Origin of the sequence: aff. Roholtiella sp. LEGE 12411 (genome assembly GCF_015206995.1) — a bacterium.
Classification (GTDB): Bacteria; Cyanobacteriota; Cyanobacteriia; order Cyanobacteriales; family Nostocaceae; genus Komarekiella.
Window position 1 is genome coordinate 1 of record NZ_JADEXR010000104.1, and the last position, 20,896, is coordinate 20,896.

At 42.7% G+C, this 20,896-nt stretch carries 20 protein-coding genes; 8 read left to right on the forward strand and 12 right to left on the reverse strand.

The genetic code is table 11. The features are described 5' to 3' along the window. Window positions 1-307: 307 nt before the first annotated feature. Both IQ246_RS20285 and IQ246_RS20290 read right to left on the reverse strand, forming a co-directional pair. Window positions 308-1,294: a DUF3153 domain-containing protein gene (locus tag IQ246_RS20285; protein ID WP_244142101.1), complete on the reverse strand. Its 987-nt coding sequence runs from the start codon at window positions 1,292-1,294 to the stop codon at window positions 308-310. Between the two features lie 138 nt (window positions 1,295-1,432). After that, window positions 1,433-1,969, reverse strand: coding sequence for a tetratricopeptide repeat protein (locus IQ246_RS20290; protein ID WP_194005160.1), 537 nt, complete (start codon window positions 1,967-1,969; stop codon window positions 1,433-1,435). A gap of 168 nt (window positions 1,970-2,137) precedes the next feature. Between IQ246_RS20290 and IQ246_RS20295 the strand changes: the two genes are divergently transcribed. After that, window positions 2,138-2,542, forward strand: coding sequence for a hypothetical protein (locus tag IQ246_RS20295; RefSeq protein WP_194005142.1), 405 nt, complete (start codon window positions 2,138-2,140; stop codon window positions 2,540-2,542). A gap of 75 nt (window positions 2,543-2,617) precedes the next feature. Here the strand turns inward: IQ246_RS20295 and argB are convergent, their stop codons facing one another. Both argB and IQ246_RS20305 read right to left on the reverse strand, forming a co-directional pair. Beyond that, window positions 2,618-3,514 (reverse strand): acetylglutamate kinase, encoded by an 897-nt coding sequence (gene argB, locus IQ246_RS20300; RefSeq protein ID WP_194005143.1) that lies wholly within the window; start codon window positions 3,512-3,514, stop codon window positions 2,618-2,620. Window positions 3,515-3,625: 111 nt separating this feature from the next. After that, complete coding sequence (locus tag IQ246_RS20305) at window positions 3,626-4,165, reverse strand: shikimate kinase (protein WP_194005144.1); 540 nt, start codon at window positions 4,163-4,165, stop codon at window positions 3,626-3,628. A 780-nt stretch (window positions 4,166-4,945) separates the two neighbouring features. Between IQ246_RS20305 and IQ246_RS20310 the strand changes: the two genes are divergently transcribed. Next, window positions 4,946-5,140: a hypothetical protein gene (locus IQ246_RS20310; protein WP_194005145.1), complete on the forward strand. Its 195-nt coding sequence runs from the start codon at window positions 4,946-4,948 to the stop codon at window positions 5,138-5,140. Between the two features lie 4 nt (window positions 5,141-5,144). Here IQ246_RS20310 and IQ246_RS20315 read toward each other — a convergent pair whose 3' ends face one another. The 3 genes from IQ246_RS20315 to IQ246_RS20325 all read right to left on the reverse strand — a co-directional run bounded on the left by IQ246_RS20315 (window position 5,145) and on the right by IQ246_RS20325 (window position 8,975). After that, window positions 5,145-5,864: a LapA family protein gene (locus IQ246_RS20315; RefSeq protein ID WP_194005146.1), complete on the reverse strand. Its 720-nt coding sequence runs from the start codon at window positions 5,862-5,864 to the stop codon at window positions 5,145-5,147. A gap of 121 nt (window positions 5,865-5,985) precedes the next feature. Beyond that, a complete protein-coding gene (locus IQ246_RS20320; protein WP_194005147.1) occupies window positions 5,986-6,606 on the reverse strand; it encodes a flavin prenyltransferase UbiX in 621 nt (206 codons plus the stop codon). Window positions 6,607-6,623: 17 nt separating this feature from the next. Continuing rightward, on the reverse strand, window positions 6,624-8,975 hold the full coding sequence (locus IQ246_RS20325) for a ribonuclease R family protein (protein WP_194005148.1): 2,352 nt from the start codon (window positions 8,973-8,975) through the stop codon (window positions 6,624-6,626). A 1,003-nt stretch (window positions 8,976-9,978) separates the two neighbouring features. On the opposite strand from IQ246_RS20325, the gene IQ246_RS20330 reads away from it, so the two are divergent. Then, on the forward strand, window positions 9,979-10,884 hold the full coding sequence (locus IQ246_RS20330; protein ID WP_194005149.1) for a hypothetical protein: 906 nt from the start codon (window positions 9,979-9,981) through the stop codon (window positions 10,882-10,884). Window positions 10,885-11,205: 321 nt separating this feature from the next. On the opposite strand, the gene clpP is transcribed toward IQ246_RS20330, so the two are convergent. Beyond that, on the reverse strand, window positions 11,206-11,817 hold the full coding sequence (gene clpP / locus IQ246_RS20335; protein ID WP_194005150.1) for an ATP-dependent Clp endopeptidase proteolytic subunit ClpP: 612 nt from the start codon (window positions 11,815-11,817) through the stop codon (window positions 11,206-11,208). A gap of 38 nt (window positions 11,818-11,855) precedes the next feature. Here clpP and IQ246_RS20340 point away from each other — a divergent pair, with 38 nt between their 5' ends. From IQ246_RS20340 to IQ246_RS20360, 5 genes are all read left to right on the forward strand, one after another. After that, the gene (locus IQ246_RS20340) at window positions 11,856-12,032 is read left to right on the forward strand and encodes a hypothetical protein (RefSeq protein WP_194005151.1); all 177 of its coding nucleotides are present in this window, start codon (window positions 11,856-11,858) and stop codon (window positions 12,030-12,032) included. Between the two features lie 303 nt (window positions 12,033-12,335). Then, on the forward strand, window positions 12,336-12,518 hold the full coding sequence (locus IQ246_RS20345) for a hypothetical protein (protein WP_194005161.1): 183 nt from the start codon (window positions 12,336-12,338) through the stop codon (window positions 12,516-12,518). Window positions 12,519-12,835: 317 nt separating this feature from the next. Next, entirely contained in the window at window positions 12,836-14,893 is a 2,058-nt protein-coding gene (locus IQ246_RS20350) for a thioredoxin domain-containing protein (RefSeq protein WP_194005152.1), read from the forward strand. A 20-nt stretch (window positions 14,894-14,913) separates the two neighbouring features. Continuing rightward, on the forward strand, window positions 14,914-15,522 hold the full coding sequence (locus tag IQ246_RS20355) for a molybdenum cofactor guanylyltransferase (RefSeq protein ID WP_194005153.1): 609 nt from the start codon (window positions 14,914-14,916) through the stop codon (window positions 15,520-15,522). Window positions 15,523-15,529: 7 nt separating this feature from the next. Then, window positions 15,530-16,450 (forward strand): ABC transporter substrate-binding protein, encoded by a 921-nt coding sequence (locus IQ246_RS20360; RefSeq protein ID WP_194005154.1) that lies wholly within the window; start codon window positions 15,530-15,532, stop codon window positions 16,448-16,450. 180 nt (window positions 16,451-16,630) lie between these two features. Here IQ246_RS20360 and IQ246_RS20365 read toward each other — a convergent pair whose 3' ends face one another. From IQ246_RS20365 to IQ246_RS20380, 4 genes are all read right to left on the reverse strand, one after another. Then, the gene (locus tag IQ246_RS20365) at window positions 16,631-17,599 is read right to left on the reverse strand and encodes an FTR1 family protein (protein WP_194005155.1); all 969 of its coding nucleotides are present in this window, start codon (window positions 17,597-17,599) and stop codon (window positions 16,631-16,633) included. A 219-nt stretch (window positions 17,600-17,818) separates the two neighbouring features. Then, entirely contained in the window at window positions 17,819-18,253 is a 435-nt protein-coding gene (locus tag IQ246_RS20370; RefSeq protein WP_194005156.1) for a bacterioferritin, read from the reverse strand. Between the two features lie 179 nt (window positions 18,254-18,432). After that, on the reverse strand, window positions 18,433-19,479 hold the full coding sequence (locus IQ246_RS20375) for a helix-hairpin-helix domain-containing protein (protein WP_194005157.1): 1,047 nt from the start codon (window positions 19,477-19,479) through the stop codon (window positions 18,433-18,435). A gap of 255 nt (window positions 19,480-19,734) precedes the next feature. Continuing rightward, complete coding sequence (locus IQ246_RS20380; protein ID WP_194005158.1) at window positions 19,735-20,769, reverse strand: multicopper oxidase domain-containing protein; 1,035 nt, start codon at window positions 20,767-20,769, stop codon at window positions 19,735-19,737. Window positions 20,770-20,896: the final 127 nt, after the last annotated feature.

Below are 20,896 nucleotides of genomic sequence, written 5' to 3' on the forward strand. Positions count from 1 at the left end.
CTGGCACGTTTCATATTGGCGAATGAGAGTTAGTAGTATTTCTCTCAGGTTCTGCCAAAAGGGGGTCTGTATTCAATCAGACTCCCTTTTTTTCTTGAACATCACCGATTTAGTCTAAACTCCAGTTTTTTAACTTCATCCATAATCTGTGACGTGGAAAAAGTATTTGCCAAAAAGCCAGGGTTTTTGGCGAATAAAGAAATCCAAGTTTTTAATTTTGGATAAAGTCGAGATTAGGGGGTTGTAGTTTTTTCCTCTCGGTTGTTGCTTAGGGTTTAGGTTAAAGCGGTGGTTTAGCTCCGATATCTCATCCCAGCCCGTCAATACTTTTTCTATATTCACCGACGGCACTTTCAGCGGCTGGTGCTTTGGGAGCAAACTGAATTCTGGGATCTGGCATGAAACTGTATCTCAAGTACAATCCTCCGCCGATAAACAGGATAATCAACAACGTACCAATACCAAGGGGACTAGGAAGCCAGAAGACTGTTTCTATGTGGTTTAGCTCACCAGGCTGGAGTTTCCACACTAGTTGCTTGCCATTCTTTTCCGGCTCAATAGCAGTTTCAGTTTGTTGAATGTTCCTAGCTCCCCAAGGGGTCTTTAAGCTAAATTCCAAATCTAGAATTGAACCCGCATTCGCCAGGACGTTTCCTTTGCTGGAAATTAGCGAGAGCGATCGCAAATCCAAATCATAAATCAGCCGATTCCGTACTAAAAGTAGAAAAAAGTTCTGCTCCAAAAGCAAGTTTGATTCAATTTTTGGCAATTCTGAGTCAGATTCGTTCTGCACAGACTCAGAAGGTTGATTAGCACGAGAGTTAAAAAATTCGTTGAATTTCTCTTGCAATTCCTGACCATTACTGAAGGGAATTGTCACAATAATTTCTTCTTGGGAAAGCCGCCGGATTTTGCCTTCTAGTTTGCGGGCGCGACGCTCTATGCTATTTAACCATTCGTACACATAATCGCTACTAAAATTGGTCAGCCGCTCTCCCAACTTAATATGCTGTACTAGTTCGCCACTATTTGAGTGATCAAAGTTAACCCCTACGTCATACTGTACACACCCAGACAACAGCAGAGATATTAACAGTACTAGCGACAAAATAGGTTTTGGGATTTTTACTCCGTCTCTTTTCACAGTTGTAAGAACGAGTGGATTTTGAATGCGAAAGACGCGATTTATTGCATTTCTACCATTCACTCTTGTGAGCAAATCCCATTTTGCCAGCACCAAATCAAATGGTTTAATTAACCAGACAAAAATCTTTTCTAAACTAGAAAAATTCAACACTATAAATCTCCCCAAAAGTCAAATATCTTAACCAATCTTGACTTCTACTCTGGGCGGCGCGATACTCGAAAATCTCCCGAACCCACTTTGAAAAGAGGGTCGCCGCAGGCAAAGATAAATACCCTACTGTTGGTGTTAGACAGGATTTCCTGAAAAACTCAACCAAACCAAATACGAAATGGTTAAACCAATGACAATTAGCGCCACCCAGATAAAGCGATTATCTCTGGTATTGACCTGACTGAGATCAACAAATTCTGGCTCCGCAGGTTTTTGTGGCTGAGAAGACTTGCTAGGTTTGCCAGCTGCACGGATTTTGAGATCATTGTCTGGGAGTGTGCCTAAATCAGGAATTTCGGTCATCCACTCGCTAGGTCTTACCAGTTTCGGTGCTTTTAAGATATAAAGCAACCGCCGTGCTTGTTTGCTGGTTTCTGAATAAGGATGGCGTTTGAGTCTTTCGCAAAGGGCGATCGCATCATCTGTACGCCCGGCTGCTTCATAAGCTGTCACCAGCCAAATTTCTACTTCCCCGCCAAGACGAGAGTTATGAGCCAATAAGGCACTTGCTTTTTCCAGATTTTCCACGGCTTCGCGGTATTGCCCACTTTCAAAGGCAATTTTTCCAGTCTGGTAGCTAGCTCTAGCAATTTCTATACTTTCTGCACTCACGTTCTGCACTGCTTTAATTTTGCCAATGCCAGCAATCTTTTTGGAATCTTCTCAGAAGCTGGCAATCTTAAGGTTGATAAACTTTTAAAATTTTAACCAAGTAGTCGCAGCTATTTTTTAGTCTTTGGTGTTAACTATTCCAATTTATCAAATGCAGGTGAGCAAAATATGCTGAAAATCAAGCATTCGCAACTAAATTTGTTGGGAGCAAGCATAAGTTTAGCAGTTATAACCGCTACGTTCGCTCCAGCTTCTGCCCAGTCTGTGATCGTGATTGATGGTGCTTCTGGAGTCAGCCGATCGCCTGCTGTTGGTTCATTTATTTATGGTAGTCCGATTCCGACTCCCATGCCTGTTGATCCGACAACAGGGTTAATGCCGAGAACTAATTACCCCGATTCCTATCCCTATGTAAGGGAGAATGTGATCAATTCTACGCTGATTAATCCAACTTTGATTAATCCCGTCATTCAAGACTCAACCCTGGTTAATCCAGTAATTGTAAATAATTCATGGCGTCGGACACCGTTCAGGGGAGGGCGATCGCGCGTTATTATTACCTATCCGCGGTAAGGGGGAGTAGGGGAAGTAAGTACATAAATTATTTTTATTTCTCTGTTCTTGTTCCTCTGAGCATCTTCAGCTCCTCTAGGAAGTAAACTGAGAACCAAGAATCATGGTACCGATGCCAACGTCAGTAAAGATTTCTAGTAGCAAGGCGTGGGGAATGCGTCCATCAATAATGTGTGCTGCACGTACTCCTTGAGCAAGCGATCGCACACAACAATTAACTTTTGGAATCATCCCACCGCTGACTACACCATTGGCAATTAAATCGCGGGCTTCACGAATATCTACTTTAGGAATCAAAGTAGATGAGTCTTGATAATCTTTTAAAATCCCCCTGGTGTCGGTCAGTAAAATTAACTTTTCTGCCCCTAATGCTGCTGCTATTTCTCCAGCCACAGTATCGGCGTTAATGTTGTAAGCTTGTCCCGACTCGTCGGCGGCTACGCTGGAAACTACAGGAATATAGCCATTGCTAGCTAGTGTATCCAAAATCTTGATATTTACATTGCTAACTTCCCCCACAAAGCCAATGCCTTCTTGACCTTGAGGACGGGCTGTAAATAGATTACCGTCTTTGCCGCAAAGTCCTACTGCTAAGCCTCCAGCTTGGTTAATTAGGGAGACAATTTCTTTATTGACTCGACCGACTAAAACCATTTCTACCACATCCATTGTGGGGGCATCAGTGACTCGTAGACCATTCTTAAATTGCGGTTCGATTCCTAGTTTATCTAACCAACTGTTAATTTCTGGGCCTCCGCCGTGTACTAATATTGGGCGCAAGCCGACACAGGATAAAAACACGATGTCGCGGATGACTTGATCCTTGAGTGTGCTGTCTTTCATTGCTGCGCCCCCATACTTCACAACAACGGTACGACCGGTGAATTGTTGAATGTAAGGTAATGCTTCGCTTAGCACGCGCACACGAGTGGCTTCAGCTTGCCTGATGTACTCGGTATCATTGACTGTCATGAGGAGCCGCCATTGAGAGTTAAAACCTATTCCAGTCAGTGTAGAAGACTTTGTAACTCCTCACAATCTCTGATGCCATCGCGTGCGTATATTTGTTTTGAAGGCGCGATTTTAGGTAGGTGTTTTGAGAATGCTAGGAATTGCTTCAAGTACTCGCTTGGCAATTTCTTCAGGGGTTTCTCCCTCTTGCACGGTGATTCGCAAATCGGCTTGGGAGTAAAGTGGTGTTCGTTGTTCAAGGAGCGATCGCAACTTGCCTTTGGGATCAACATCTTGCAGAAGTGGTCTTGTAGTATCCTCGATTAAGCGGCTGTAAAGTAGTTCTATTGGCACATCTAGCCACACAATTAAACCATGGTGTAAGTAACCCCAGTTTTCTTGCCGTAATATAATACCTCCACCAGTTGCTATAGTCAACTTTGTATAAGCACAGACTTGCGCCAGTATGTCGCTTTCTAACTGGCGAAACTCTGCTTCACCTTCTTGGGCAAATAACTGATTGATGGATTTACCTGCTGCTTTGGCAATGACATCATCTGTATCCACAAACCCATAGCCCAGGTGCTTTGCCAGTAAACGCCCTACTGTGGTTTTCCCTGCGCCCATCATCCCAATTAAGTACAGATTGACTCCTCGCAATAAGCTGCTCACCAGTCGCTTCGCTCCAGTTATAAGTTATGAATACTGAGTCATGAGTTGTCTGAACTTCTCAATCTAGTTTACCTCTGTGCATTCAGGCGACTTTCTTGAATGTAGTTTTTCAGTTGTCTTTCAAAAATTGTATTATTCATCAATAAATGACTCTCTTTGTCTTCACTTAATTTAAAATTTTCCTCGAATAGACGTTCGATTATATACTCTTTTAATACTGTTGTTTGGGTAAAACTGGATGCTTCCTTTTCAATTAGTTTAGTCTAAATCAGTGGCTTTTTCTTTGTGATTCTTTATTGAGGTAGTTGCTGGTTGTATTTTTTTATGTGTTTAAAGTAACCAAGGCAATATATTAACGACTCTTCTATAAAATCAGAATAAATAAACAATAATTTTATAACAAATTTAGTAACAATCGTTAGGTGACTTGGCGTTGTTGCTTCGGTATCTTTAGGCTTAACGTAAATTTAACAAAGCTTGTTGGAAACTTTATCCAAACAATTTCTGTCTACATAAACAATCAAAACTCTATGTCTGGTGGGGAAATTTTAGATATAAAAAATACTGTGTTTCTAGTAGCACAGTGTGCAACTTCTAAAAGTTGAGTAATAACAGGCCTCAATCAATAAAATGTTTCCGATAAAGGTGTAAATAATGACTCCATTTCCGACATTGTACAAAAAACATTTGCCAATTTTATGGTTTAGGCATAAAAACTACTGCATATTCCACCTGAGTAAGCCCCAATTAATAAATGTAGTATGAATGAGGTGTCAAACCATGACTCGAATTCGTGATGTTGTACAAAAAGCTTTAGCAACTGGCTATTTGACTGTAGAAGCAGAAAATCAACTAAGACAACTGTTGACTACTCGCTATGACTTGGAAGATTTTAATGCTTTCATGACTTTGCAAGAAGCTGCGATGACTGGTAAGGTCAAGCAAGAATCCAGAGAGCGTTGTAGTATCAAATAGGTATTCATCGGCGGGAGGGTTTATCTTCATCCTCAAAATCGTCATCATCGAAAAATTTCCAATCATCATCATCCGCATCCGCATCCGCATCCGCTTGATTGGTAGTCGGTGGTTGATGGGGGGGGATAATTACCCGGTAATCGGCATCGTAAATTGATTCAGTTTTTCCCGCAGCAGTATTTTTTGGTTCCCGGTAGCTGTAGGAGTAAACCGAACCAGACTGAGAACTGCTTTTAGGTTCTGGTTGTTGACGTTCGTAGGTTTGAGAGTCTCTAGCTTGTTGAGTTTTAGCGCCAGGGATAGACTCTTCTTCGGGCTTTTTATCAAAGTTCCAATCATCATCTCCACTACTATTTGTCTCCCAATCATCAAATTCATCACTGGTAGGGTATTTTGTTTTACTAGCTGATGGTGGAGGACTAGCCGGAGAGGGTGTAGGTTCTTGTCTACGAGTTGCCTTCGCACGTGATGAAGTTGGTGTTGATTTATAAGAAGTTTGGCGTTGCCCTCCTGTAAAATAATTGGATAACTTAAACAAAGTAGCGATCGCTATAGATGTGAAAGCACCAGTGGCAGTACTAAACAAAATCCATATCGCTAGTGGTAATGGTCGACTCCGCATACCCAAAAATACTAGCGATAGGGCAGGTGACCAATTTTGGACTAACAGTAGTGTTAGTCCTCCCAGCAGAGCCACCAATAGAATTAAACGAATTACAGCCATAGGGATGAGGAACGGATAAAGGATAAAGGATGAAGAATGAAGGCTGAAGACTGAAGACTGAAATTTTATACTTCATACTTCATACTTCACGCTTCACACTACACACTACACACTTCATACTTTAGCGACGACCTTGCCACCGCTGAATTGGGATGCAGTCAATATCCAGTTGATCTAAAGCACGGGCAACTACAAAATCAACTAAATCCTCAATGGTTTGGGGATTATGATACCAAGCGGGAATAGCAGGCACAACTCTGACTCCAGCTTCTGCCAAAGTTGTTAAGTTACGCAGGTGAATCAGGCTAAAAGGAGTTTCACGGGGGACGATGACTAGCTTTCGTCCTTCTTTGAGTTGGACATCTGCGGCCCGCTCTAGTAAGTCGGAACTTAAGCCAACTGCTAGCTTGGCCACTGTACTCATACTGCATGGCATAACAATCATTCCCAGAGTGGGAAAGGAACCACTGGCAATACCAGCTCCGACATCGCTCCAAGGATGACAGCGTAGTTTACCCAGGAGTGCAACTCCAGCTTGCTCTCGCCAGAATTGCTCTTGTCCAGTAGGTTCTGGTGGCATACGGGTATCTTGCTCCGATTGCCAAACCATGTAGGTTGATTTAGAGGCAACTAGTTCAATGGTATACTCCGCTTCTAATAGGAACTTGAGAGCACGAACGGCGTAAATCAGACCAGATGCGCCTGATACGCCTAAAATCAAAGGCTTAGTATTGTTTGACACAGAAAAATTAGTGGATTTTACTCTTCCTCAGCATAAGGGTCTAGGTCGTCAGACTCCATGTCGTTTGGTAAGTAGAGATCTGAAGGATCATCATTGGAACCACCGAGAGATGAGCCTTTAGCTACACCATCGCTACCAACAGTTACCAAATCAATTTGCTGGCGGTAGTAATCGACACTTTTAACTTGTACAGCTACGCGATCGCCTAATCTATAGGAAGCGCGATTTTTGCGACCAAATAACGCCTGTTGTCTGGCACGATATTCATACCAATCGTCTTTGAGGGAGCTGACGTGGACTAGTCCTTCGACCCTCAAAGGCACACCAGGATTACCGCTGGACTCAAACTCTGCTGCTGGTACTTCAATTTCTACAAAGAAACCGTAGGATTGAACACCAGTAATCACGCCTTGAAAAACTTGACCAATGCGCTGTTTCATCAGTTGGGCTTTTTGCAGCCCTGCTAAATCAGCTTCAGCTTCTTGGACTTCTTTTTCTCTATCGTTGATCTGGACAATTACCCTAGTCAAATCGCTTTGAAGTTCTTGTTGCAATTCTGGGGGTAAAACGTTCCAGTTGATTTCCTCATGACAGGAGGAGTGGCGGAGATTCACACGCTCTTTGACACGAGTATTGCGGCGATCGCGCCCGTGTTCCAGTAGCGAATAAAACACTCTCTGCATCAGCAAATCTGGGTAACGCCGCAAGGGGGCACTAAAGTGGGTATATTGCGGTAGCGCTAGACCAAAGTGAGATCCTTTGGTAGTGCTATATACAGATGGCTTGAGGGTGTCTTGCAACAAGTAAGTTAGAACTTGCTCAGAAGGAGATTCGGCAAAAGCTCTGGTCAACTGTTGATAATCTAGGGGTTGGATATCTACTTCTGGATCTAGTGAGAGTTCCACGCCTAAATTGACTGCCAACTTCAGCATTTCTTGGACATCTTCGATATCCGGTGAGCCTTGGACTCGCCAAATGGCGGGGATACCTAGGGCGCTTAAGTGGTTTGCAATCAGTTGATTAACTAGCAGCACGAACTCCGTTAATAGCGATCGCACAGGTAAATCATTCACCACCACGGCTCCCAGAATCCCCTCATCGTAGTAGGGATTTTGGCTAGGCGGCAGATTCAACTGTAGGCTACCACGAGCCAAGCGTGCCTGTTTCACTGCTTTTTGCAAAGTTTGCAGGTCTTGTAGGATCTCGATCACCTCTGCGGATTTCTCTTTAGATTGACCTGCCAAAATTGCTTGAGCTTGTTCTGTAGTTAGTGCTGTGTCTACTTTGATGACGCTGGATTGAATTTCCCATTCCACTACTTGTCCTGATTGTGGAGCAATCGTAATTAAAAAAGAGATGGTTAAGCGATCGCTTCCAGGTACTAAAGAACAGCGTTCTGCCACTGTATCTGGCAGCATTGGCAACATTAACTCTCCTAGATAAACTGACTTTCCTCGCTTGAATGCTTCTCTATCTAGGGGTTCATCGGGTTGAACATAATGGGAAACATCACTGGTATGAACGCCCAAAAGCCAATGTCCGGATGAGGTTCTTTCCACGCTGAAAGCATTTTCTATAACCTTGTCACCATTCACCCCGGCGATGGTTAAGGTAAACAAATTACGTAAATCCAGCCGATTTTTCAGGTCTGCTTTGAGCAGCCTTTTGGGCAACTTGGCTGCTGCTTCTAGAACGTTCTCCGGGAAATTGCGGGAAAGATCATGCTTACATGTTACCAAATCTATATCAGCAGCGGCTTCAGCGTCGCTACCGAGGATTTGGACTACTCGACCCAGTGGGGGATATTGTGCCAATGGGTAACGTAGGACTTCTACGTGGGCAAGGTGATCGATCGCTTCTTCCAATTTCGCGCCGTTGGTTTGAATTTTGAGTTCAAACAGCAGTCGATCATCTAAGGGTACAGCCCGAAAACCGCTTTCTACCTGCTTGATCCGTGCCAGTAAAGTGTGGTTAGAACGTTCTAGAATTAGCTTGACTTCTCCTTCGGGTGAACGGCGGCGACTACCTTCTTTGAGAACTCTCACCAAAACGCGATCGCCATTCCAAGCATTACTTAGATGACTTTCGCGGATGTAAATATCTTCGGCTCCTTCTACATCTTGAATAGCGAAGCAAAAGCCTTTACTAGAACAACGAAGTTTTGCTTCAATTATTCCTTCTTCTGCGACACGGCGGTATTTCCCTCGTTCTTTTACTAAAATACCGATTTTTTCCAGAACATCCAAGGCAATGTGAAGTTTTTGTAAGCTGTCTTCATCCTCGCAACCCAGTTTCTTTTCCAAAACTTTACGAGCTACCAATTTATCATCGGTGAAATTGGCAAGGAGTGTAGCGATTGAAAATTCCATGCAGTGAACCGACCTTTGGTCAAAACATCATTTTTTGAGGAAACTTACGTGCGGGGGTTCCCCTCCGCCCTTGCAAAGCGTCCGTTGTTTAATCTGGTTCTTTCCTGTATGCCCTCACAGCTTACAGACACTAACTGGAAACGAATTGCCCTGCGGCAAAGCTCCCGAAGTTCCAAGGGAAGGAAGCCGACCCTTGAACTTCTCACTGCACGACGCTCTCAGAGTTCGCCTGCGTTTAAGTCCCTTCATCTAACCAAACTTAGAAAGTACGCCTGATTAAAATTTTGCCCCACTAGGTAATTATGCAACGGTTTTTGAGAAGCTGGGTTTAGAGAATCCATGTTGCCCAAAAGCCTTATGCGGAGAAAACCACAGGTGTTTGATTGTCTAGACTGAAGGTAATCTTACGCCATTAGACTCTGATGTTTAACTAGGAGAAACTGCCGGTAAACCCAATTTTCCCACATGTAGAATCGGTAACAATTAGGTAAGCAGCTTAATAAGCAGTGAGGGCGAACCTTATCTTCATTATTGTAGATTTAGAGCGCACTTCCAGAAAATAGTTCTGGATATCGAGTTGGGTAATTAGTATAGCATTACCAGCAAGACTACCCAGGTAAGTTAGCACTAGCTAAAAATTTCTTTAAAAAAGAGCTCCTGCTACAATTGGGACACAGGGCAAGACACTAATAGCACTTTGATGAGCCAGAGGATGGAACTCTATGCCTGCTCATCACCTCCAATAAACTAGTGACACAAAAAAAGCTTTCGGCTTTTTGCTAAATCCTTTTCTACCCACAGGGTAGTTAGTAGACCTCAAGTTAAAAAGCCTCTAGGTATCTACTGTGAACCAAATTGGTCATCTGCCACCACAGTTTTAAATTAAGCAAAGCTTCGTTTAAAATTTGGGTTTGTGTGGATATCACAAAGGGGTGATACCTAGCTAGAGCACACAGATAGCATCGACTCCGTTATTAACCAGATTTAGATTGGTGGCAGTATTATGTTGGCTCAATTCCAGAGCTTGTATCCCAATGGCAGTCTTATTTCTGAATTATTGCAAATTTTTCAAGGAAAATATATTGTCCGGGCAAGCGTACAAATTGAAGGCGTAACCCGTTCTACTGGTATGGCATCGGCAGAAACAGTAGAAGCAGCAGAAGACCTAGCCAGAACTAGAGCGTTAATAGTTTTAGGTATCACGAATGCGCCACAGGAATCAATAACTTCCTCAAACCCAATCTTGCAAGCGCAGCTCAACCCTTCTTTGAGCACAAAAGGTGAATTTCATGAGTCTGCTTACTCCTCTGCAAAAGATGGAGATTTTGCCAGTAGTCCTTGGTCAGTAAGTAGTAGCAAAGAAATATATATACCGCCCTCTAGCGGACAGAAAATTAAATCAAATCCGATAACAACTGACAACATAGACACGCCAGCAGTTTTTCCCGTGGTACAACTGACAACTGACATGCGAAGCGCAGATAAAAGCGATACCTACAGCCAGGAATTAGACCAACAGTTTTCTGTGACTGCTAACCGAGAATTCCAATTCGATACCCCGGTGGAAAATTTGGAAATCTCTGGTAATCAACTGGAAATTCAACCCTTGCTAGGTACTTCTGCTAGTAATGTCACACCATTTACACCGCGCAGCTATAGTCCTCAAGAGGATGTAGTTACCCAAACAGGGACAGGAAGGAAAAAGAAGAAGGCTGAACCCGTAGATTTGTCTGATGTAATTGCTAAAACAGATGTCGAACTTCAGCGCTTAGGCTGGACACCAGAACAAGGACGAGAGCATTTAATTCAAACCTACGGTAAGCGAGGACGCACTTTGCTGACGGAAGAGGAACTGCATGGATTCCTCAAATACCTCCAATCTCAGCCAGATCCAGTAGCGGGATTTTAGTTAGTTTTTTGTCCTTTGTCATTTGTCATTGGTCATTAGTAAGGGCTGATGGTAGGAAATGTGGACTGTTACAATATTCAGACACAGGACTTACGCAACTGGCATATTATTTTAAGTTCGTAGTAAGGACTTTAGTCCTTATTTTGAGGACTAAAGTCCTCACTACAAACAAAAAATTGAGATTTTTGTGACACTTGCGTAAGTCCTGATCTCGTTAAAATTTATAACAGTAAGCGAGCCTATTTCTAACCCCTCCCTGCTTGCGGGGAGGGGTTAAAAGTGGGATTAAAGTAGTCAATACCGAATAAAGACTACTGACTATTAATTGACAACAGCAACTGCTGGACGGCTACCAGCAGCGTGACGGTCAATTACTTGGTCAATCAAGCCATATTCCTTAGCTTCCTCTGGTGACATGAAGAAATCACGTTCAGTGTCTTCAGCAATCCGCTCAATTGGTTGACCAGTGTGTTCAGCTAAATAGTCGTTTAGCCGCTGCTTGTGGTACAGAATTTCTCGCGCCTGAATTTCAATATCAGTCGCTTGTCCTTGAGCACCACCTAGAGGTTGATGAATCATAATCCGAGAATGAGGTAGACTCATTCGCTTACCCTTAGCACCAGCACTGAGGAGGAAAGCGCCCATACTCGCCGCCAGTCCGGTACAAATGGTACAGACTTCAGGGCGAATATGCTTCATAGTATCAAAAATGCCCATGCCAGCCGTCACTGAACCACCGGGAGAATTGATGTACATATAAATGTCTTTCTCCGGGTCTTCAGCATCCAAATACAGCAGTTGGGCAACAATCAAGTTAGCAATGTTGTTATCAACTTGTTGTCCCAAAAAGATGATGCGCTCACGTAACAGCCGTGAGTAGATATCGAAGGCGCGTTCACCTCGACCCGATTGTTCAATAACGATAGGAATCATGAAACTGTGCTTGTGGCTATTTTAAATACATTTTATCGATGACAGCACTAAACTGGAGTTCATTTCTCGTGTTCTTGGGCAAATACAATCATCGACTTCTTGTAGAAGTTGATCAAGGGCGATCGCTTACAGTGTGTTCGGTAAGAATAAACTACAGCAGGATGAGCATTGCAATACCCACGCTACAAGCTCTCTCAGCCCACAATCTCCTTTAATTTATCAGGGCACTTTTAGCCATAAAAGAAGTCTACAAAAAATATCCACATTATTTGAGGAGGAACAAATCAAAAAAACCTCCAATTGTTACTAACTCCATATCTCGGCGTTTGCTGCACAGCTTTGGCAATGTGGTGACTAAACCGATAACTAAATGCAAAGTGTTAGTGTAATCCTGTCGAATATTTGTAGTATTTTAAACATTTCTTCAGTATTTCTCTAAGCAATTATCCGATTATTTTTGTAAAATTTCGGTAAATCAACATTACGAGGTGTATTCAGAATAACCAGTTGCATTTCAAATGCTATCCATCCACAAAAGACGTGCCATGCGGGAAAAATTTTTACAAGCTGCTATCATCACCTTCTTACTCCACCTGATAGCAGGACTTAGCCCGAATACTAGAATTCAGACAAAGGCAGCATCACCTGTACCGGAAATGTCAACACCGATTATTAGCTTACTGTTGCGCTCTTTCGAGTAAAATATTTCACCAATTGCACAGGTGTAGGTAATAATCAGGACTTACGCAAAAGTTGCCAAAAAGCTTAATTGATCGAGCCGCCTTCTCTACGAGAGGCTTTCGCCAACGCGCAGCGTCTAGCACAGAAGAACGCCGAGAATTCGTAGAGTGTGCGTAAGTCCTAATAATGCTAACCATTTTGTACCTCTATAGTAGCCTACTACCCAAGGGGTAAATCACTCTCATCGGGTTTGTGGACTATCTATATAGGCATCTAGGCTAACACTCCTGGGAACAAGGTAGACTGAGCAAAGAAGGCAACTACTTTGCATTTGATCATGACTAATCGCCTTGCTGAAGCTAAGAGCCTTTACCTCCGCAAACACGCCGAAAACCCGATTGATTGGTGGTCTTGGTGTGATGCAGCACTTGCAACTGCAAGGGCGCAAAATAAACCCATTTTTCTCTCCATTGGCTACTCTAGTTGTCACTGGTGTACTGTAATGGAAGGTGAGGCTTTTTCTGATCTAGCCATTGCCGAGTACATGAATGCCAACTTCCTTCCTATCAAAGTAGATAGAGAAGAAAGACCTGACCTCGATAGCATTTATATGCAGGCTTTGCAGATGATGAGCGGTCAAGGGGGTTGGCCTTTGAATGTTTTTCTTTCCCCTGAAGATTTAGTACCGTTTTACGCTGGTACTTACTTCCCTTTGGAGCCTCGCTATGGTCGCCCTGGCTTTTTACAAGTGTTGCAAGCGCTTCGCCGCTACTACGACACAGAAAAACAGGACTTACAGCAACGCAAAGCCTTAATTATTGAGTCGCTGCTCACGTCTGCGGTGTTAGAAGACGGCGCTACAACAGAGCTAGAAGACGATGAATTCCTGTGGGAAGGTTGCGAAACCAGCACAAGCATAATTACTCCCAGGCAAGACGGCAATAGTTTCCCAATGATTCCTTATGCGGAATTAGCATTGCGGGGAACTCGATTTAATTTTGAATCCCGGCATGATGGCAAGCAAGTTTGTACCCAGCGAGGACTAGACTTAGCATTGGGTGGTATTTACGACCATGTAGGTGGTGGTTTTCATCGCTACACTGTTGATCCTACTTGGACTGTGCCTCACTTTGAAAAGATGCTCTACGACAATGGGCAGATTGTAGAGTACTTGGCAAATTTGTGGAGTGGAGAAATACAAGAACCAGCTTTTGAACGGGCAGTTGTTGGTACTGTGCAATGGTTAAAGCGGGAAATGACTGCCCCTGAAGGTTACTTCTATGCAGCTCAAGATGCTGACAGCTTCATTAACCCCACCGCAGTAGAACCAGAGGAGGGAGCTTTTTACGTCTGGAGTTACAGCGAACTACAACAATTGTTAACACCTGATGAACTAACGGAATTACAACAACAGTTTACAGTAACCCCTAACGGCAACTTTGAAGGACAGAATGTCTTGCAGAGGCGTCATGTCGGGCAACTAAGTGCAACACTGGAAACTTCACTAAACAAGCTGTTTATTGCCCGCTATGGTGTTTTATCTGAGTCATTGGAGACTTTTCCTCCTGCTTGCAACAACCAAGAAGCAAAAACTTCCAACTGGCCAGGTCGCATTCCTTCTGTGACAGATACGAAGATGATTGTCGCCTGGAATAGCTTGATGATTTCCGGATTAGCAAGGGCTGCTGGGGTGTTTCAACAACCGTTGTACCTGGAATTAGCAGCGCGGGCGGCGAATTTCATCCTAAATCATCAGTTTGTGGATGGACGTTTTCACCGTCTCAATTATGCAGGTCAATCCTCTGTTCTAGCTCAGTCTGAAGATTACGCCTTTTTTATTAAGGCACTGCTAGATTTACACACTTGCGTACCTGATCACAAGCAATGGTTAGAAAAAGCGATCGCTATCCAAGATGAATTCGACGAATTTCTCTGGAATGTTGAACTAGGTGGATATAATAACACGTCAAGCGACTCTAGTCAAGATTTAATTGTGCGGGAGCGCAGTTATGCAGATAATGCTACACCATCAGCTAACGGAGTAGCGATCGCAAACCTTGTCCGTCTCGCCCTGCTCAGCGATAATTTAGATTATTTGGATTTAGCTGAACAAGGGTTAAACGCTTTTAAGAGCGTGATGCATCGCGCTCCTCAAGGTTGTCCCAGTTTGTTTACAGCCTTGGATTGGTATCGTAACTCCACCTTGATTCGCAGCACAAAAGAGCAAATCAACTCTCTAATTCCTAAGTATTTGCCAACCGCTGTGTTTGCAGTAGTATCTGATTTACCGCAAGGGAGCGTTGGGTTAGTTTGCCAAGGTTTGAAGTGCCTTGCACCAGCAGAAAGTGTAGAACAGTTATGGCAGCAAATACAGCAGAGTCAAACTAGGGCGTAAAAAGACAAGGAAGGGGATTTATGGACAATGAGTCCAGTTTAACTGCTATTGTGTTGGCGGGCGGTAAGAGTTCTCGCATGGGTCAGGATAAAGCCTTAATTCCCATTCAAGGAATACCATTGTTGCAGCGGGTTTGTGGCATTGCTCAAGCCTGTGCCAATACTGTTTATGTAGTCACTCCCTGGCCAGAACGTTATCAAGACTTGCTTTTGCCTCATTGCCAGTTTATCCGAGAAATACCTTTGTTTGAAGAAACTGGTCAAAAACCTCTACCCCACGGGCCATTAGTCGGGTTTGCCCAAGGACTAGCGCAAGTCAAAACAGATTGGGTACTACTGTTAGCTTGCGACTTGCCGAAGTTGCAGATTGAAGTATTGCAAGATTGGGCAACTAGACTTGATAAAGTGGGGGATGAAGCGATCGCAGCTTTAGCTCATCATCCCAAAGGCTGGGAACCTTTGTGTGGTTTCTATCGCCGTCGCTGTTTGCCACAACTATTAGAGTTTATCAACCAAGGGGGGCGATCGTTTCAGCAATGGCTTGGGCAACATTTGGTAGAAGTTTTACCCTTACTAGAACCAGAAATGTTGTTTAACTGTAATACACCAGAAGACTTGACATTAAGTTAATTTAAATATGCATCGTCGTTGGCTTTTATCTACTTTAGCAATTTTGTTGAGTTTAGTTTTAGTTGCTTGCACTACTGCAACTACTCAGGAGCCACAGGCAAAAGTGGCGAATACTACTCAAACGACTAACACGAACTCTCAGCAATTACCAAAAGGAGGAGCAAAAAGAGTTGTCGCTCTTTCCTCATTATCGGCTGATATTATTTCTCAACTTGATAGCACAAAAATTGTAGGAATCACTGGCAGTAAATTATTCAATAATGACCCGCGATTTCAAGATATTCCGCGCGTTAGCGAAGGTCAAACTCCTCCTAATTTAGAAAAAATTGTCGCACTCAAACCAGATTTAGTTATCGGTGCTGAAGGTTTTTCTAACGTGCCAATTCAAAAACTCAAGCAGTTAGGAATTCCAACGTTTCTGACCAAGGTTAATAACTGGAAATCTCTAGAAGAACTTACCAAAACACTAGCTGAGTCCATTGATAGCAATCCTCAACCTTTGTTAAATCGGTATAAAACTTTTTTACCAGACAAAGTAACTCAGACATCTTCTGCTTTGGTGCTGGTTAGTCGTCAACCAATTCTAGCGCCGAATAAAAACAGTTGGGCAGGGGATTTACTTGCGAAATTTCAGGTAAAAAATCTGGCAGCAGAATTACAAGGCAAAAGTCCAATTGGTGGATATGTGACGCTTTCAGCTGAGAAAGTTCTAGAAGCAAATCCAGAAGTGATCATTTTGATTAATTCCCCACAAGGAAATTCAGAAGCAGGACTTTTAGATTCCTTGAAAAAGGAAGCTTTCTGGCAGCAACTGCAAGCGACTAAAAAGAATCGAGTCTATGTATTTGATTATTTTGGTTTGATAAATCCAGGCAGTATAGATGCAATTGAAAAAGCTTGCCAGCAGCTTAAAAAAGCTTTTTCATAAACCATTAATTATAAATACCTTTAGGAACTATAGTAATCCGATTTGATTCGTGAACTGACTCGTAGAGACAGGGAATGGAGAATGGGGCATGGAGAAAAAGTAATAAAGATGTACTAAATTTTTTTCAAAAATCAAATATTAGTCCTATACCAAATAATCAATCCCTTAATTGGAAGTTCCTTAATCTTTTGCAGAACCAATGGGTTTTCTCGCAACAGAAATATTCTTTCTACCTTTAGGAGAAGGAGGGGTAAGGCTGCGGAAATACAGCCCTCCGACGGTGAATAAAAACACTAGATATCCGACTGCTTGGACGATATAAAGGTTTTCTCTATAACCAAACAAAGCTTTAAGAATAATGCCAGGAAACTGTTCGTCAGGCAAGATTTTGGCAGTATTCCAAACCATTGGCCCCAAAATGCAAGAGTGAATTTTGGTAAAACGTTCGTAGTAGAAACAAAGGTTTTCTGAAGCGCGACTGCTAAGAGCAACGCTAGCAACAGCTTCATCAAACCGTTGCAGTGCAGTGACTACTAAGCCAGCGACAATTAACACTAATAAAACGCCCATTGCTTGGAAAAACAGGCGAATGTTAATCTTAATGCCCCATTTAAATAAAAGTATACCTATTGCTGCCGCCACTATCAGACCACCAAGAGCGCCAATAGTAGGCATTAATCCCTGCTGAAAACTACCAGCAATAAATAAAACGGTTTCAAAACCTTCACGCAGAACGGCAACAAAAATTAAACTAAAAATACCCCATCCAGCGTTGGCGTTTTGTGTTAGTGCGCTGGTGACAGCTCCCTCAACTTGAGCCTTCATGAATCTGGCTTGTTGAGTCATCCAGATTAGCATCCAGCTGAGCATTGCGATCGCCAATACGCTAAATATACCTTCCAACGCTGGCTCAATCACTCCCACGTATTGCGGATAAGCTTTGGCTAGTGCTTGAGTCACCCAACTGAATAGCACACCTATGAATGCACTAACGATAATGCCAACGCCGACACCAGCATATACCCAAGAATTAAATCGGGATTGTTTGGCTTTTTTCAGCAAAGCTAGCACAATGCCAACAACAAGGGCTGCTTCTACTCCTTCTCGGAGTGTAATCACAAAAGTAGGTAAGGCTGTACTAAAATTCATTGTCCAAAGTCCAAAGTCAAGAGTCCAAAGTCAAGAGTCCAAAGTCAAAAGTCAAAAGTCAAAAGTCAAAAGTTAAGAGTCAAAAGTCAAAAGTCAAAAGTCAAAAGTCAAAAGTCAAAAGTCAAAAGTCAAAAGTCAAAAGTTAAGAGTCAAAAGTCAAAAGTCAAAAGTCAATATTTGACTCTTGATTCTTGACCCTTGACTCTTGATTATTAACTATTAGCTAAAATCGCGTAACATCTTTTTCAATTCGAGATTATGCATCTCTTCTTGTCCAATCATGCCCCGCGCGAATTCTTCCAGATAAATACTGGCATTGGTAACAGTTTCCAGCAGAGCTTTATACAGATCCAATGCCTTCTTTTCATGAGATAAGCTTTCTGCCAAAATATCTTTGACTGTATGCTTATAAGTCTCTTCCATTTGGGCAATTTTCAGTGAAGGATGCCCGTCTAAACCTGTAAGAATCTCTCCTACTTGTTGGGCATGAAGTAGAGATTCACTCGCCTGTGCTTTAAAAAAACCCACAATTGGAATACGGTTGGGACCAGTCACCATCAGAGAATAATGTGTATAGCGCACTACTCCCGCTAGTTCAAATTCCATAATGGCGTTCAGCAGATCAATGGTTTTTTTCTGGTCAAGCTCTTGCATCAGTTGTTAATTCAATTTACGAATGGAGTGGCATGAGTAATTTAGTTAAGAGTTAGGTGTTATACTCCGCCTAGGTGTTAAAAAAACAGGCGCTATCTTCACTTTTAACTCCTAAACTATTTCCTCACTTCTCACTCATTTTAAACTTCTTATTCTGAGCATCCCATTAAATTAGACTGCTATCGTTGCGCTTGGGTGCTTGATTTGTCGATCACTTTTTGAGAGTTTTGCTCAATGGTTGTCACTAGCTTGGTAACATCATTAGGAATTTTAACTGCTTTAGCCGGTGGAATAGCAGAGGGCCAAACTTTTATCAGTTCAGCCATGCTAGCCTCGATCGCTTTGTGTGCTTCGGGATCTTGTTGAGCGACTTGGCTAGAAATCCCTTTGTATAATTCACCAGCGTAGAGGACAAAGCCACGGGAATCTTGATACTCAATTGGTGCGGCTACTTTACCGTCTGCGATCGCCGCGCCATATTCTGAGTTGGCTGCATCTAGCAACCCATTAACCGTCTTTAGCACAAATCCCGGTTTTGAGCGTTGATCTGCCGGTAAAGCTGCGATCGCCCCGTCAACTGCTTGCATCGAAGAGGTAAAATCAGTTTTTACTTTGGCATCTTTGGGCTTGGATTTTACTAAATCTTGCAAACTTACCAAAGTTGTCTTAAATTCTTTAACTTTACGCTCATTAAGTTGATCTTCTACATCAACATAAATTTCCTCAACTGGATGCCCAATATGAGGTTCTGCCTGTTTTGGCTGATTTTGATCCAGCAGTTCTTTTGCTACAAAAAGATGCCCTTTCATTAATCCCAATTTAGTCATGTAGTCAACATCTTTTGCTTCACCTGTAAGTACTACTTCCTGAATAGTAACCTGGTCTTTTATTTGGTCGAATTGTTCTTGAGTAATAATTTTTTTAGTAACTAAATCTTCTGGATTCGCGTAGGGACGACTCGCTTGAATTTTGTTCGATAAAGCTGCGATCCCTAGCTTGGCTTCAAACTTATCTAACTCTGACAAGATAGCAGTATTAATGTTAATTTTCGCTTTACTACCATGGCCGCTGTGATTGCTCTGACTCACTACTGCTTCTGTAGCCTGGGGGTTGGAGTTAGCGGCTGGTGCAGATGGATTCTCTGCTGTAGGCGTACTGTTACAAGCACTTAGGCTCACTATTGCCGCAGTCGCAATAGTTAAACAGATATAGCGAAATTTTATCATTTTTACTCCTAGAGATACTTAATTAAAAAGTAGTAATTGAAACATTTCAAACTACTATCAGCAGTTAGGTTTGACGGTATGTCATAGATTTTACTGTTGCATATAATGACACTTTTTATCAACTGATTGAAAAGAATTTGTTAGGATTTAATAATTTTTTTAATTTACAAAGACAGGGTTCTTAGTCGTTAGGTACAAACCAATCAACCTTATGCCCTGCAATGCTAATGGTACTCAGCACTCCTAAAAGTTAGTTCAAGAATTTTTCAGAGGATTTTTAGAGTCGTTGTTAGCGACTACTTCAAAATTACCCATGCAACCGTTTTCTGCGATCGCGTCTTGATGAGGATGAAACATATACTTACCCGGATAGTGAAAAGCAAATTCCAAAATGTGCCTCTCAGCTATACCCATGGTAATTACATCAGTTTTCTCGCTAGGAGTCATGCTCATGCCATAGCGATAGACATCAAAAAAATTAGCGTGGAGGTGAAACGTCACTGCTGGATCGTATTCAATGATGTTGAGAACATACAGCCGAATCAACTGATCTTGATAGATACGAATGGGATGATCCATGTAGTGGTGGGGCAAACCGTTGAAGGCGTAATAATCATTATGGCTATCATCATTTACGTCATAACCAGCCATGACTAGTACTATCTCATCAGCTGGGGGGCGGGGAGTCGGTGGATCAATGATAAACATCCCGTACAGCCCCTTGGCAATATGACGAGTAACTGGTTCAATATGGCAGTGGTACAAGTGAACGCCGTAGGGTTCAGCATCAAATTCATAAATGGTGGCGTTGTTGTTGCTGACTGGGCGAATACCGTCCATTTCAGCTGGATGAATCCCGTGAAAATGTAGAGAGTGAGAATGTCCCGCCCGATTGAGAAACAATATCCGCACGCGATCGCCCTGCTTTGCCCGTAGCGTTGGCCCTGGTATGCGACCGTTTAAATCCCAAATGTTGTAAGATACAGCACTATTGAGTTTAATTATCGAAGTACCCGCAGTTAATTGAAATTCTCGGATGGTGCGCCCATTTTCTTGTTTCAGTGTTCCATAATCAAAATTCCTGAGCATCGTCATCGGCTTAGCTACGTCATCTACATCTGGTGTGCTCATGTCCAGTGGTGGTACTTTGACGATTGACTTACCTTGTGAATTATTTAGCACTTGCCACAGTGCTGCTGCACCCATCACACCAGTACCTGCTAAGCCCAGTTTCATTAGTTGACGACGGCTCCAAAGTTTTTCCTTACCCAGAGCGAAGTTATTGGGCATAACATTACAATTGCGCTTAACGCAAAAAAAGTTGCAAAAGATTTGCAATTACCTCTGTGTATATTATAGGGAGCCAGAACTGTTGTCAATCATTCTCAAATACTTCGGAAGGGGATGGGGGATGGGG